Source organism: Massilia sp. CT11-108, assembly GCF_047302915.1.
In the GTDB taxonomy this organism is placed as follows: domain Bacteria; phylum Pseudomonadota; class Gammaproteobacteria; order Burkholderiales; family Burkholderiaceae_D; genus Telluria; species Telluria orientalis.
The window spans coordinates 1-12,668 of the sequence record NZ_JBKYMO010000131.1 but is presented as its reverse complement, the minus strand read 5'-3'; the positions used below and the strand labels follow the sequence as shown (position 1 = coordinate 12,668).

15 protein-coding genes are annotated in these 12,668 nt (G+C 61.8%); 10 read left to right on the top strand and 5 right to left on the bottom strand.

What is annotated here, in order from left to right; genetic code table 11:
• Positions 1 to 34: 34 nt before the first annotated feature.
• From ACEN88_RS12960 to ACEN88_RS12950, 3 genes are all read right to left on the bottom strand, one after another.
• The gene (locus tag ACEN88_RS12960; protein ID WP_413340129.1) at positions 35 to 871 is read right to left on the bottom strand and encodes a hypothetical protein; all 837 of its coding nucleotides are present in this window, start codon (positions 869 to 871) and stop codon (positions 35 to 37) included.
• Between the two features lie 121 nt (positions 872 to 992).
• Positions 993 to 4,142 carry a di-heme oxidoredictase family protein gene (locus ACEN88_RS12955; protein ID WP_413340127.1) on the bottom strand — a complete coding sequence of 1,050 codons (3,150 nt, stop codon included), beginning with the start codon at positions 4,140 to 4,142 and terminating at the stop codon, positions 993 to 995.
• 202 nt (positions 4,143 to 4,344) lie between these two features.
• The gene (locus tag ACEN88_RS12950; protein WP_413340126.1) at positions 4,345 to 4,740 is read right to left on the bottom strand and encodes a RidA family protein; all 396 of its coding nucleotides are present in this window, start codon (positions 4,738 to 4,740) and stop codon (positions 4,345 to 4,347) included.
• A gap of 116 nt (positions 4,741 to 4,856) precedes the next feature.
• Here ACEN88_RS12950 and ACEN88_RS12945 point away from each other — a divergent pair, with 116 nt between their 5' ends.
• Together ACEN88_RS12945 and ACEN88_RS12940 are read left to right on the top strand one after the other, a co-directional pair.
• Positions 4,857 to 5,759, top strand: a complete 903-nt coding sequence (locus tag ACEN88_RS12945) for a LysR family transcriptional regulator (protein ID WP_413340125.1) — start codon at positions 4,857 to 4,859, stop codon at positions 5,757 to 5,759.
• Positions 5,756 to 6,193 carry a VOC family protein gene (locus ACEN88_RS12940; RefSeq protein ID WP_413340124.1) on the top strand — a complete coding sequence of 146 codons (438 nt, stop codon included), beginning with the start codon at positions 5,756 to 5,758 and terminating at the stop codon, positions 6,191 to 6,193. Before ACEN88_RS12945 ends, ACEN88_RS12940 begins: the two co-directional genes overlap by 4 nt.
• Before the next feature lies 1 nt (position 6,194).
• Here the strand turns inward: ACEN88_RS12940 and ACEN88_RS12935 are convergent, their stop codons facing one another.
• Both ACEN88_RS12935 and ACEN88_RS12930 read right to left on the bottom strand, forming a co-directional pair.
• The gene (locus ACEN88_RS12935; protein WP_413340122.1) at positions 6,195 to 6,611 is read right to left on the bottom strand and encodes a helix-turn-helix domain-containing protein; all 417 of its coding nucleotides are present in this window, start codon (positions 6,609 to 6,611) and stop codon (positions 6,195 to 6,197) included.
• Positions 6,612 to 6,714: 103 nt separating this feature from the next.
• Positions 6,715 to 6,906 (bottom strand): hypothetical protein, encoded by a 192-nt coding sequence (locus ACEN88_RS12930; protein ID WP_413340121.1) that lies wholly within the window; start codon positions 6,904 to 6,906, stop codon positions 6,715 to 6,717.
• On the opposite strand from ACEN88_RS12930, the gene ACEN88_RS12925 reads away from it, so the two are divergent.
• The 8 genes from ACEN88_RS12925 (at position 6,905) to ACEN88_RS12890 (ending at position 12,451) form a co-directional block, all read left to right on the top strand.
• Positions 6,905 to 7,087 (top strand): hypothetical protein, encoded by a 183-nt coding sequence (locus tag ACEN88_RS12925; protein ID WP_413340119.1) that lies wholly within the window; start codon positions 6,905 to 6,907, stop codon positions 7,085 to 7,087. The two genes, ACEN88_RS12930 and ACEN88_RS12925, sit on opposite strands and share 2 nt — an antisense overlap.
• Positions 7,084 to 8,196 (top strand): replication initiation factor domain-containing protein, encoded by a 1,113-nt coding sequence (locus tag ACEN88_RS12920; protein WP_413340117.1) that lies wholly within the window; start codon positions 7,084 to 7,086, stop codon positions 8,194 to 8,196. The genes ACEN88_RS12925 and ACEN88_RS12920 overlap by 4 nt, the downstream gene beginning before the upstream one ends.
• 2 nt (positions 8,197 to 8,198) lie before the next feature.
• Positions 8,199 to 8,528, top strand: a complete 330-nt coding sequence (locus tag ACEN88_RS12915; protein WP_413340115.1) for a hypothetical protein — start codon at positions 8,199 to 8,201, stop codon at positions 8,526 to 8,528.
• 241 nt (positions 8,529 to 8,769) lie between these two features.
• Entirely contained in the window at positions 8,770 to 8,973 is a 204-nt protein-coding gene (locus tag ACEN88_RS12910) for a major capsid protein (RefSeq protein ID WP_413340114.1), read from the top strand.
• 128 nt (positions 8,974 to 9,101) lie between these two features.
• Positions 9,102 to 10,547 carry a virulence factor TspB C-terminal domain-related protein gene (locus ACEN88_RS12905; protein ID WP_413340112.1) on the top strand — a complete coding sequence of 482 codons (1,446 nt, stop codon included), beginning with the start codon at positions 9,102 to 9,104 and terminating at the stop codon, positions 10,545 to 10,547.
• Positions 10,548 to 10,556: 9 nt separating this feature from the next.
• The gene (locus ACEN88_RS12900) at positions 10,557 to 10,856 is read left to right on the top strand and encodes a DUF2523 domain-containing protein (protein WP_413340110.1); all 300 of its coding nucleotides are present in this window, start codon (positions 10,557 to 10,559) and stop codon (positions 10,854 to 10,856) included.
• The gene (locus tag ACEN88_RS12895) at positions 10,853 to 12,112 is read left to right on the top strand and encodes a zonular occludens toxin domain-containing protein (RefSeq protein ID WP_413340108.1); all 1,260 of its coding nucleotides are present in this window, start codon (positions 10,853 to 10,855) and stop codon (positions 12,110 to 12,112) included. Before ACEN88_RS12900 ends, ACEN88_RS12895 begins: the two co-directional genes overlap by 4 nt.
• Positions 12,113 to 12,235: 123 nt before the next feature.
• Positions 12,236 to 12,451 carry a hypothetical protein gene (locus tag ACEN88_RS12890; RefSeq protein ID WP_413340107.1) on the top strand — a complete coding sequence of 72 codons (216 nt, stop codon included), beginning with the start codon at positions 12,236 to 12,238 and terminating at the stop codon, positions 12,449 to 12,451.
• Positions 12,452 to 12,668 lie beyond the last annotated feature (217 nt).

Below are 12,668 nucleotides of genomic sequence, written 5' to 3'. Positions count from 1 at the left end.
GGCGGAGGCGGCGGGGGCTTCTGAACGCCTGCGCTTACGGAAACGGCCGCAGCGCGATGCCGTGTTCGAACAGGTGCGGCAGCCACGCATGTTCGAAGATGCGCCGGAATCCCAGGTTCGTCGGGTGCATCTCGTTCGACCAGTAATCGCGGTACGTGTGGTCGCGCGGCAGGATGCCGCGGCTGTCGATGTGCACGACGCCCGGCGTCACGGCCGCCAGCGGCGCGAGCAGGTCGTCGTTCAGGCGGTCGATCATGATCTGGGCGATCTCGCTGCGCAGCGCCAGGTCCGGCGGGACGCCGTGCCGGTCCAGCGCCGGCGCGAGCCATGGCCCGGCGTGGATCAGGCCGAACTCGAAGCCCCGGCCGTCCGGCACCGGGTAATCGTAGCCGTGCACGAAGATGGGCGCCAGCGTGGCGCTGGCGTGCTTCGCGACGCGGATCGACGCGATCAGCCTGGTGAGCGCCTGGCGCAGCCGGAACAGCATGTCGTCCATGCCGCGGCCGTCGATCCAGCCATGGGCGTCCGTGCCGGGCGGGCGATGGTCGAACAGCGCGAGGTCGACGTCGACGGCATCGTTGCCCGCTCCGCTGACGTAGAACTCCGAAAACCCTTCCACGAAGCCGGGACGGAGGAAATGCTCGACCGTGTCGGCATACTTGCCGTCGCCGACATAATCCTTGAGCCGCGCACCGTTGTAGCCCACGAGCTGGAGGTTGCGGTGATCGTCGGACAGGGCCGGATGGTTGATCATCGTGCCCAGGATATTGTTGTTGACGTACCAGAACCAGGAATCGCCGATGGCGAGCGCGGACGGATAGCCGATGTCGGCGTTGTCCCAGCGCTCTTCGGGTTTGTAGATGTGCGGCATGATGGCCTCCGTTCCACGTATTGTGCACTGACCGGGAACAAGACGGCGCATTGACGCTAAACAAAGATGCCGTGATGCGTCACAAAAAAGCGGAGCAGGGTGTCCCGCTCCGCATGTCGTGTCAGAGCGACTTCAGGAACGCCAGCAGCGCGTCGCGGTCGGCCTTGCTTAGGTTTTCGAAGCGCACGCGTGCCTGCGTGGCCTCGCCGCCGTGCCACAGGATCGCTTCAGGCAGGGTGCGTGCGCGCCCGTCGTGCAGGTAGCCCACACGCGCCGCGTTGCCCATCACCTTGTCCGTGTAGCCGATGCCCCACAGCGGCGCCGTGCGCCACATCGCGCCCGTCGCCTGGCCCTCCGCGAACTTGTCCGCCAGGCCGTCGCCCATGTCGTGCAGCAGCAAGTCGGAGTACGGGTGGATGGTCTGGCTGCGCAGTTCCGCGAACAGGTGGCCGCTGCCCGTCTTCATCTCCGCCGTGTGGCAGGCCGTGCAGCGCATGCCCTGGAACAGCTTCGCGCCGGCGCCGACCTGTACGGGATCGACCCTGTGCTCGTCGAGCGGCGCGACGCCTTTCGGGAAGCCGCTGGACAGGCTGCGCTGCGCGGGCACGGCGACGAGCGCCAGGTAGTGGGCGATCTTCTGCAGGTCCGCTTCCGCGATGCCGGTTTGCGTGCCGCCGGCGGCGCATGCTGCCGGTCCGTTCACGCAGGCGCGGTTCGGATAGACCGGCGACGTCACACCCATGTCGAGGAGGAGCGCTTCGGCCGCCTGGTGGCGCAGGGTCGCTTTCGCCGCTTTCCAGCCGAAGCGGCCCAGGCGCACGGCGCCGGTTTCCGGATCGTAGGCGAAGTTGGCCACGCCGCGCACGCCGTCGACGTCGGGCGTCGTGCGCACGCGCGCGAGGATGTCCGCTTCCGGCACGGCTTCCAGCAGGCCGGTACCGATCATCGGCTGGGCCGCGCGCAGCGACACGCGCTCCGGTACCGGGCCCTCGAAGGCCAGCGTCGGCTTGCGCAGTTCGACGACGGTGCCGTCCGCGAGCTTGACCGTCTTCGCATCGAAGCCGGCCACGCGCACGGCGGTGCCCCAGTTGCGGGCGCCGTTCATCTGGATCGCCGTGCCGTATTGCGGATGCGGCAGCTGGCGGCCGTCCGTGCCCGTGACGGCGACGCGCACGGACATCGTGTCCAGCTTCTGGTTGATGCTCGCCGGCGCCGGACTGCGGCCGTTGTTGACGTGGCAGCCGATGCACGCGGACTGGTTGAAGCGGGCACCCTGCAAACCGACGGCGCCGGAGTAGCGGTCGTTGCCCGGCTCGTTGTGGTCGCCCGTCGTGAAGTTCGTGTGGACGAGGCGCCGCCCCTCGACGAAGCGCTGCACGTCCTGCATGCCCGCATTGTTCTGCGGCTGCTGGAACATGAAGAGGCCGTTGTCCGAATAATTGTAGGAGACGGAACCGAGACCGCCGGACAGCGTCGCATCCGGCAGCGGCACCGAGTTCAGGCGCGGCTGCACGCCGTACCACGGCCGCAGGCCGGCGCCGACCACGTACACCCATTCGGGGCCGTAGTAGCGGATGCCGCCGTTGTCGCCTTTCGCGGCCATCGCGTCCGTCGTCGAGAACATCGACGGCGCGACCTCGATGACGTCGCCGACGATGAGCGGCCGGGCCGGTACGTCCTTCCCGTTCGGGAAACCGTCCGCGCCGAGATCGGCATGGCCCGGATATCCCTTCACGAGCAGGGTGCACGCGCCGTTGATGCCCGACGTGACGGTCAGCCTGCCCGGCGCCGGGTAGGGTGTCGGCTTGCAGATCGGTACGTTGCGGTCGACGAGCTCGCCCGGATTCATCCAGCCGTAGCCGGTGACGCCGGGCCGGTCGAAGCCGCGGAAGAACGCCACCTGGCCGGGCAGGAAGTCGACCTGCGTGTACTGGTTGTAGACGAGCGTCGGCTTCGTGACGCCCGCCACGCGGCTGTTGTCGATGATCTCGATGCCCCAGGTGCGGTTCTGGAAGTATAGCGGCACGAACGTGAGGTAGTTGCCCGGCCCCTTGTCGAGCGGCAGGCCGGTCGCCGGATCGACGGTGTCGTTCGGACCGTAGCCGATCTCGTTCCAGTCCTCGCCGCGCTCGCGTCCATGGCGGGCCATCGCGCGCGCGCCGAAGCGCGTGACGAGCGTGCCGTCGGGAAGGGTGAATTGCAGCGTCTCCAGCGGTTCGGCCGAGGCGGGCAAGGGCGCCCATCCGCTGCCCGGTGCGGGATAGTTCAGGGGCGACGTCGCGTTGACGGGCAGCGTGTTGTCGCTGCCGGGCGTGCGGAACTCGACGTCGAACAGCGAATAGCCGTATTGCGTGGCGCGCGCGACACCCTGCAGGCGCACGTAGCGCGCGCTCGTGTTCAGGTTGAGGAATTCTTCCGTGCCGCCCTTGCCCTCGGCGACATAGCGCAGCTGCGTCCACGTCTTGCCGTCGTCGGAGACGCGCAGCGCGTATTCCTTGCCGTACGCGTTCTCCCAGGTCAGTTTGACGGCGCCGATCGGCGTCGGCACGCCGAAATCGAACTGGATCCAGGCGCCGTCCTCGGCGGCGCTGGCCCAGCGCGTGTCCGGCTTGCCGTCGATCGCCATCGATGCCGCCAGAGCGCCGTTTTCCACCGCCGACGACGTCGCGGCCGCCGGCTTGACGACGATGCCGGGCCGGGTCAGGTCGACCGGGATCGGCGTCGGGACGTTCCCGCCCGGCGTGGCGGGCGTGCCGGTAAACGCCTGGATCTCGAAGATCGAATAGCCGTACTGGCTCGAGCGTTTCACACCCTGCATGCGCAGGTAGCGGCCCTGTGCGGACAGGCCGCCGATGTCTTCGGTGCCGCCCGTGCTGGCGTCGACGGTCTTGATTGTGGTCCAGTGCACGTTGTCGTCCGACACCTGCAGCAGGTATTGCAGTGCGTGCGCGTTTTCCCAGGCGATGTTGACGCGATTGATCGTCACGGTCTTGCCGTAATCGAGCGTCAGCCACTGGTCGTCCGTGAACCCGCTGCTCCAGCGTGTGGCGGCGTCATGGTCGATCGTTGCGGCGGCCGACAGGTCGCCCCGTTCCGACGCGCTGGCGGTCGCGGCGGTGGGCGTCAGTGCGGTTTCGGTGACGATCTCCGCCGCCGTGCGCGTCATCGACTGGCCGCCCGGCGCGCCCGGATCGCCGGCACCGCAGGCGGAGAGCAGGGCGCTGGTCAACAGCGCCACGGTTGATGGCAAGCCTCGATATCGTTGTGGCATGGTTCCTCCTTGAAGGTCAGGTCGCGCGGGATGATCCCGCTGTCGATACGCTCTGGCGGCGCTGGTTATTGTTTCTGCGTCAATAATGCTGAATACATGATAATCATCATGTATAAAATGAAAATAACGGCCGTCGCAACGGCCGTTATTGAAACGTTTCCATCTGGAAACGTTGCCAAGATAGCTCGAGATCTTGAACGTGTCAAGCGTGCGGCAAACGTGCGATGACCTTGATTTCGAACTCGAATCCGTACAGCCAGGTCACGCCGACGGCGGTGACGTTCGGATAGGGCGCCTGGCCCCAGTATTCCTGCGCCACGGCCCAGACACGCTCGAATGTCGATTGGGGGTCGACGATGAACACGGTCACGTCGACCACGTCCTCGAAGCGGCAGCCGGCCGCGGCCAGGACGGCGTTGAGGTTCCCGAAGGCGCGCCGGACCTGGTCGTCCAGGTCGGGTTCGGGCGAGCCGTCGTCGCGGCTGCCGACCTGGCCCGAGACGAACAGGAAGCCGTTGGCGCGCACCGCCGGCGAATAGCGGTTCTTTTCGTACAGCGCCTGGCGGCCCGGCGGGAAAACGACGTCGCGGATGGTCATGGTGATCTCCTTTGTGAGTCAAGGATCTCACTGTAGAGCCTCGACCGTTCCCAATAAATCGCCAAGTCACGCCATCACTGTTTGTATAATCGAAACAATCAACCTTTGGAGGGAGCGTGGACCGATTCGATGGCATGCGGGCATTCGTGCGCGTCGTGGAAGCCGGCAGTTTCACGAGGGCGGCGCAGACACTGGACATGAGCCGGGCGACGGTTACCCTGCTCATCCAGCAACTGGAGACGCGCCTGCGCGTAAAACTGCTGCACCGGACCACGCGCAAGGTCAACGTCACGGAAGACGGCGCGGTGTATTACGAACGCGTCGTGCACATGCTGGCCGAGCTGGAAGACCTCGAGGCCGGGTTGCCGAACAAGGCGACGGCACCGGCAGGGCGCTTGCGCGTCGATGTGCCGAGCCCGTTCGCGACGATGCTGCTCGTGCCGGCGCTGCCCGGGTTCTACGCGCGCTACCCGGACATCCAGCTCGACCTGGGCGTCAGCGACCGGATGGTGGACCTGATCGGAGACAATGTCGATTGCGTCGTGCGGGGCGGCATCCTGACCGACCAGTCGCTGGCCGCGCGTCACGTGGCCGACCTGCAGCTGCGGGTCTATGCGGCGCCCGCGTATCTGGAACACGCGGGCGTGCCGGCGCATCCGGCGCAACTGCGCGAGCCGTCCCACCGCATCGTGCAGTTCCGCGGCGCGCGTTCCGGGCAGGGATTCGAGTACGCATTGCGGCGGGCTGGCGAGACCGTGCTGCTGGACGCGCGGTACATGCTGGCGATCGACGACGGCAACGCGTATCTCGCGGCCGGGCTGGCCGGCCTGGGCGTGCTGTGGCTGCCCGATTACATGGCGCGGGACGCGGTCGCGCGGGGCGAGCTCGTGCGGTTGTTCGACGGCTGGGAGATCGCGCCGCTGCCACTGTACGTCGCGTATCCTGCCAATCGGCGCATCGGCAGGAAGCTGCGGGTGTTCATCGACTGGGTGGTTGAATTAATGGAGGAAAAACAATGACGATCAAGCGCATGGATAACGTCCTCATCGTCGTGGACGATCTCGACGCCGTGAAAGCGTTTTTCATCGACCTGGGGCTCACGCTGGAGGGCGAAACGACGGTCGAGGGGCCGGACGTCGGGCGCCTGATCGGCCTGGAGAACGTCAGGGCGACGCTCGCGATGCTGCGCACGCCGGATGGCCAGGGCATCGAGCTGGACAAGTTCCACACGCCGGACGCCGTCAGGTTCGGGCCGGTGGCGGCGCCGGTGAATGCGCTGGGCTTGCGGCGGGTGATGTTTGCCGTCGACGACATCGATGAGATGGTCGTGCGCATGCGGGAGCGTGGCCACGAGGTCATCGGCGAGATGCGGTACGGGGAGTCCTACCGGCTGGCGTATATTCGTGGGCCGGAGGGGATCATTGTTGGGCTCGCTGAAGCGGTCGGGGCGTGATTTATGTGATGCGTAACGGCATCTGCGAAATTTCGCATAATCTATAGAAATTCGAATCCGAGGTGGTCGGAACCCGCATGGTTGCTGCGTTTGCGGGGGGAGTTGTCAAAAATAAATTGACACCACTAGCGACCAGGACGGTTCCGGCCGTCATCGCTGTCCTCGACATAAAAACTTCCCACAGGCTTTTCTGGCCTGTTTTTTCGGCGCGGTCTATGCAGGCCGCGCCGATTATCTCTAGCGGATTGATGTCCAGCTGAAGGGCGACGGCCAGACAGGCCTCGTCGTCCATTACTCGCTTTCCGTTCATGTATTGGCTAATCGTGCCGCTGGTCACGCCCAGGTGTTCGGCTAATTGCCTATCGTTTTTGAGGCCATATTTGGCCTTCACTTGATTAAGAAATTTCACGCTTTGCATGGTTGCCCCTTGACAAGTGCACTCGGCTGAGTGCAACCTCTCACCTGAGTGCATTACTCAGTTGAGAGAACAGGTCGAATCCTATGGGTAAACCTTCCGTTGGTCAATCAGGAGTCTTCGGCGGGTCACCGAGCGTCGGCTCTGCCCAGGTGCCTGCTGCGGGCAAAGACGCCTTCTCGATCTGCTTACGTTCGTAGCGCCGCCCTAGGTAGAACATCAGGCCGCATATGGCTATGTTCCAGAGGCAATCCCAGATTCCGAGCCAATAGTTTGCTTCCGACACAGTAAAAAACATGATTTTTCCACAAAGCAACAATGGTCAGCAGTATGCCATAGCGCCGGGGCCTTCCAACATGACGGCTGTCCAAGTTCAGGACTACATCGACCTGCTGTGCTCCAAGGTCGCGACGTTGGGGGAACTGTACGTGGCTCGCCAGTTGGCATGGGCAACGGCCGAACTGGAGCGAGTGCAATGATCGGGGCAAAGCTCGGTATTTCCGGCGATGGCATGGGTGTTTATGCTGCCGACCAAGGCCGCGCCGGCCTGCGGCGCGCAGCGACGCGAGACGGCGAGGCCGCCGGAGGCGGCTCCCCCCGTACTGTAATACGGGGGGAAAGTGACGGAACGCCAACACAGCAGCAGCGATTGGCGATCATCGACTGGCTTCGTTTTACCTTCCTGCCGACAGGCAGCGAAATTGAGGCGCTGGATGTGTTGAAGCGATATTTCGCGCTCTGGTTTTCGATCCCGATGAACTTCCTTCCTGCTGAGAAGGGCATGTTTGGCTACAAGTCGAGTTTCGATCTTATGGTTTGGATCGATGCAGAGTTTGTGAAGGTTGGTACGGTCGCCATGGGCGGCAGCAGTACCGGTAGCACGATGATGGTTGACCTCACCGGCAAGGGCTGTTCGATGGTGAGCGATTGGCAGGCTGTGTACGCCACATTGCAGGACCTCGACGCGCGCATTACGCGGGCCGATACGGCGCTCGATCTGCTTGAAGGATTCACGCTCGACCAGTTCGATGACCTGTACGTGTCTGGTGAATTTAACTGCGGTGGGCGTATTCCTACGCGGCGTTATTTCGAGGGCGGACATAGCGGCGACCTGCACGCGCTGGGGCGCACGCTCTATCTCGGAAAGAAGGCGAACGGCAAAGAGCTTTGCATCTATGAGAAGGGCAAACAGCTCGGCGACCCTAGCAGCGAATGGCTGCGCATCGAGATTAGATTCGGCAATCGCGATCGCGTTATTCCGCATGACATTGTGCTGAATCCGACGACCTATTTCGCTGGCGCGTTTATCGCGTTGGAAGATCTGGTCGAGACCATCAAGACCAAGATCAAGACTGATCAGCGTGACATCGTCAGCGAGGAACGAACCATCGTCCTCAAGCGGTTGACGCACTACCTTGTCTCGGCTTATGGCAAGACGATTTACCAGCTCGCGCAAGAGTTGGGCATGGATCACAAGGCCCTTTACGAACTGCTGCATGTACCCGGTGTACCGCATCGTTTAGAAAAATCCGCTGTGGCCGGCGGCGTGAACCGGGTGCACGAGCCAGCCCGACCAATGGAGCAGTGAAAATGCAAATGAAAGCAAAGGCGACCATTCGTGGCGCGAAGATGTTCAAGGGTCGTATGGATGACGGTAAAGAGATCGACAGCGGCAAGCTGTTTGTCGAGGTCATTCTCAAGGAAAGCGATAACGCGTTCGGTATGTGCACCGAGCCGATGAAGTGCAAAAATTCGTCCGTGATCGAGACGATCAAGCATCTTAAGTTTCCGTTTATCGCTGAGCTGGACATCGAGATGGTCAGCGGCTCGAAGGGCATGGAACAGACGGTGCTGGCCGTTGCTCCTGTCCAGGCGATCCGCGATCAGGCTTCGGCTGCTGCTCCGGCCGCGAAGGCGTAAGACATGCCGGCGTGCGCTCGAGCAGTCCAGCAGGCAGACGGTTCTTATGCTCTGGTGCTCGACCCGTCGGCGACTGATTTGTCGACGTGTGCTTACGTCGTTCAAACCGGGGCGGAGCTTGGTAACTCTCTCGTGTCCTTCTCTGCCTCTGATGGGGCCTTGCTGTCGTCTGGTGTTATCTCCTGCTGGGTGGCGGCTTATGGCATTCGTTCTGTAATTGAAGTGATCAAGGGATCAACAAATGAAACTGGGTAACCTGAAAAAAGCGGCTGCTGCCGCACTGGGCGTGGCTGCAATGGCTGTATCGTCGTTCGCATCGGCGGCTGTCGATATCAGCGCGGATACGACGTCTGCAAAAACCGACATCGCGACTGCTGGTGGTCTGATCATCGGTGTGGTGGTCTCGATCGCCGTGGTCGGTTGGATTCGTCGGGTCGTACGGTAATCGTTCGAGTCTGCCGCACAGGGGAGCTTTGCTCCCCTTTTTCGTTTACGGGGAGGGTTCGTTATGGCTGGCGTGTTTGTGTCGTTGGCGTTGTTGGGTGGGTTCTGGATTTTGTTGAGGAAGTGATGATGAGGCTCGTACTGTGGTTGTGCGTGTTTTTGCTGCTGCCTGTTGGTGATGCGTGGGCGGATTATGAGGCGGTGCCAAAGGGATTTATGTGCGGTAGCTCGGGTAGGACGTTCGACGATCACCAGCAGGCTTGCCAGTACATCTCCAATGCGTATTCGACTCCGGTGCCTTATCCCAGCGGTGCGAAGAAGTCTGTGGCTATTGGGTCGTATCCGGGTCCGTATCAGTGCAACTGGTGGTTGAATCCGGAGGGGACAGGGACGCCGGGTGTTGTGTCTTGTACGTTTCAGTGGTTTTGCCCGTATGGTGGCACTTTTACGATGACTACCAAGCCGATGTGTATCGGTGCGGATCCTCCGGTGAACTGTCCGATTGGACAGAAGGCGGAAGATTGGTTTCCGTACAACGGGAATGGTAAGGGTTTTCCGATCTGTTCATCGTCGGGTTGCGCCGCCACGGCGACCGATGTTCATACGTGTATGACGCTCGGCTCTACGGGTGTTCGCTGGTGCGATATCGAAGGGACGTTGACGGGTGCGAAGTGCAACGCCAATACGGACAATTCGCAGAATACGAATTATGGTGCCGGTGGCGCGAAGCCGTCAGGTTCGTCGACGCCGTCCGACCTTCCGCCGACGAAGAGCGGGGGTAAGAATATTCCTTGTCCGAAGGGCTCGGTTCAGGGTGGTTTTGATTCTGACGGCATCGTGATTTGCATCGGTACGGGATCCGATCCGCAGAATCCGCAAACACCGCCTCCAGTCACGACGAAGCCGCCGGTTACGGTCAATAACTCGGACGGTTCGACCACGACGACGCAACAGACTGTGCAGCAGAACAGTGACGGTTCGACGACCACGACGACGACGACGACTGTTGTGGGGGCCGATGGTTCCAAGACGGTTTCTCAAGGATCGACCACGACCAATAGCACTTCGGGTACGCCGGGTAAGCAGGACACGACGGCGGCCGATCAGGCGAATTTGTGCAAGCAGAATCCGACGTTGGCGATTTGCCGTAACTCGTCGGTGTCCGGCGATTGCACGTCTGGTGTCGTTTGTACTGGTGACGCTATCCAGTGCGCGACGCTCCAGGCGGCGCAGAAGCTGCAATGCGCGCGTCAGTCCGATGAGGACGGCTTGAAGTCGAGCGCGTCTAAGACGCTTGGTGATGCGATCTTAGGTGGTACCGATCCTAGCAAGGGTGCCATCGATACGCTCATCAAGGGGGACACGGCCGACATGAGCGCGCCTGTTCTCGATCAGGGCGGGTTTGTGGGTGGCGGCGCCTGCATTCCGGACAAGGTTTTTTCCGTGATGGGGCGGACCGTCACGATGTCGTTTGCCGCCGTGTGCAGCAATATCCAGCCTTTGCGTTATGCCGTTATGGCGTGCGCGTTTATTCTCGTCTATCTCATGGTGGCCCGTTCGGTCATCAACGGTTAAGGAGGTCATATGCCAGCTATGTTTATTGCCGCGCTGTGGGGCGCGCTTGCTACGGCGATGGGGTCGTTGATTGGGCGTGCGTTGATCGCGCTCGGCATTGGTTTTGTCACGTATAAGGGTATCGATTTGGGTATCGCTGCCTTGAAAACACAGGTGGTAAACGGTGTAAACAGTTTGCCTTCTGATGCGCTGTCCTTGGTGGGGTATCTCTGGCTTGACAAGGCGTTGACGGTCGTTTTTTCGGGTGTGGTCACGGCGTTGTCCATGAAGGCTGTCGGCGGTTCGGTTAAGAAGATGGTGTTGAAGTGATTACGCTCGGTACTGGTCTGCCGGGGAACGGCAAAACGCTGTTCATGCTGTCCACCATTGCGGCCAAGGCGAAGAAGGAAAATCGCGAGGTCTACTACCACAACATCAAGTTGGCCGACGTTGAGCCGGTGAATTCGTGGCAGAAGTTTGAGCCTGAAAAGTGGATGGATTTGCCGCACGGTTCCATCGTGGTTATCGATGAGTGCCAAGAGGTGTTTCCGAAGAAGCCGAACGGTGCGCAGCTTCCGCCTCATTATGAAGAATTGGCGAAGCACCGTCATAAGGGCTTCGACATGTTTTTCATCACGCAGCATCCCACGTTGATCGACAACTTCGTGCGGCGGCTGGTGGGTCAGCATTACCACAGCGTGCGTAAGTTCGGCATGCAGCGCGCGACCGTTTATGAGTGGAGCGCATGTAATCCGGCACCGGAAAACGTCGCCAGTCAGAAAAGCGCGATCACATTGAAGTGGGCCTATCCGAAGGAGGTCTACGGTTGGTACAAGTCGGCCGAGGTGCACACGGTCAAGCGCTCGATCCCGATGAAGCTGGTGTTGGCCGTGTTGTTCGTGGTTGCGGTGCTTGCGGCTGGTGTGTGGGCGTTGGATCGCTATCAGCATCGGTACGACAAGCAGAAGCCCGCGGTGGCTGCAGGCGAGACGGCCGGGGTGGCGTTGGTCGCTTCGCCTGCAGGACAGTTTTCGCCGAAGACGCCTGCGGAGATCGAGCTTGCCGCGAAGATGAGGGAGCTGGAAGACCTGCGCGAATACGTACGGCAGCAGACGGCGAGGGTGGCCGGGTTGCCGCAGACGGCGCCGAAGTATGACGAGTTGACGAAGCCGGTGCGCGTGCCGGTTCCGGCGATGTGTATCCAGATTGGTACGGTGTCCGGGTCGAAGGATGTTACGTGCAAGTGCTGGTCTCAGCAGGCCACGCGGATGCCTGATGTTCCGTTCAACATGTGCATTGAATTCGCGCGGAACGGCTTTTTCCGCGATTTTGACGCTGACCGGGACCGTTTGGCCTCCGAACGCACGGAACGCGGTGTGGACGCGATACGGGCCGTTCCTGAGGCTTCTATTCCCGTTCGCGAGGATCGTTCACGGCCTGTGCGCGTGATGTTGCCCGGTAAGGCAATGGGGCCTCAGCGCACGGACACGTCGCCGGGGTTGAATGAGGCGGGTGAGGTCGAGGATGGTCCGCCGAATAATCGCGCTACTCGTGCTGCTGCCGGGGCCAAGGTTGCCGGGTTGTAGTGTTCGGCTGATCGGCGATCGACGGAATTTTGTTCGACCTTGTCAGCTGGATTTTTGCCCAATCGGGCGCTTTCGGATCCGACCAGGTCGAATTTTGTTCGGTTCCGTTTTTCGGGAGGTGGTATGGCTTTGGATGCAGGTGTGTTGTCTGATATTGCTGATGCTAAGGTTGCGGTCGCGGTGGCCGGGGCGCTTGTTGTGGGTGTCGTGGTTGCTCGGCAGGCGGTTTGGTGGCTTCAAATGGTTATTCTTCAGAAGCAGCTTGATCGTGATTACATTGAGTACGAGGAGGCTCGTTCTCGGCAGCTGGACGCGGAGGCGCGCAACCGGCGTCATTGATTGGGTCCGTCCAGTTGGCCGGTGATCTGTCGTAAGGGGGGCAATCGGCACGTCCAGTTCGGCGCTGTTGCGGCGAGCTGGGCGGGATGGCCGACGATTTAGCCCCGGCGAAATAGCCCCCCAGTATACCAAGCGGCCCGCAAGGGCGCGGGGGCGGGACGGGTGGAGGGGGTTTGGTTTATTTACGATATGCAACTAGAGTTGTTTGCATTCGACA

What these genes read in the sequence shown, in the direction of transcription:
- ACEN88_RS12890 (WP_413340107.1), top strand. Translation starts at nt 12,236, where the DNA reads ATGGCTTTGGATGCAGGTGTGTTGTCTGATATTGCTGATGCTAAGGTT.
- ACEN88_RS12960 (WP_413340129.1), bottom strand. Translation starts at nt 871, where the DNA reads ATGCCGCACATCTACAAACCCGAAGAGCGCTGGGACAACGCCGACATC.
- ACEN88_RS12900 (WP_413340110.1), top strand. Translation starts at nt 10,557, where the DNA reads ATGCCAGCTATGTTTATTGCCGCGCTGTGGGGCGCGCTTGCTACGGCG.
- ACEN88_RS12950 (WP_413340126.1), bottom strand. Translation starts at nt 4,740, where the DNA reads ATGACCATCCGCGACGTCGTTTTCCCGCCGGGCCGCCAGGCGCTGTAC.
- ACEN88_RS12910 (WP_413340114.1), top strand. Translation starts at nt 8,770, where the DNA reads ATGAAACTGGGTAACCTGAAAAAAGCGGCTGCTGCCGCACTGGGCGTG.
- ACEN88_RS12935 (WP_413340122.1), bottom strand. Translation starts at nt 6,611, where the DNA reads ATGCAAAGCGTGAAATTTCTTAATCAAGTGAAGGCCAAATATGGCCTC.
- ACEN88_RS12930 (WP_413340121.1), bottom strand. Translation starts at nt 6,906, where the DNA reads ATGTTTTTTACTGTGTCGGAAGCAAACTATTGGCTCGGAATCTGGGAT.
- ACEN88_RS12925 (WP_413340119.1), top strand. Translation starts at nt 6,905, where the DNA reads ATGATTTTTCCACAAAGCAACAATGGTCAGCAGTATGCCATAGCGCCG.
- ACEN88_RS12940 (WP_413340124.1), top strand. Translation starts at nt 5,756, where the DNA reads ATGACGATCAAGCGCATGGATAACGTCCTCATCGTCGTGGACGATCTC.
- ACEN88_RS12915 (WP_413340115.1), top strand. Translation starts at nt 8,199, where the DNA reads ATGCAAATGAAAGCAAAGGCGACCATTCGTGGCGCGAAGATGTTCAAG.
- ACEN88_RS12920 (WP_413340117.1), top strand. Translation starts at nt 7,084, where the DNA reads ATGATCGGGGCAAAGCTCGGTATTTCCGGCGATGGCATGGGTGTTTAT.
- ACEN88_RS12955 (WP_413340127.1), bottom strand. Translation starts at nt 4,142, where the DNA reads ATGCCACAACGATATCGAGGCTTGCCATCAACCGTGGCGCTGTTGACC.
- ACEN88_RS12905 (WP_413340112.1), top strand. Translation starts at nt 9,102, where the DNA reads ATGAGGCTCGTACTGTGGTTGTGCGTGTTTTTGCTGCTGCCTGTTGGT.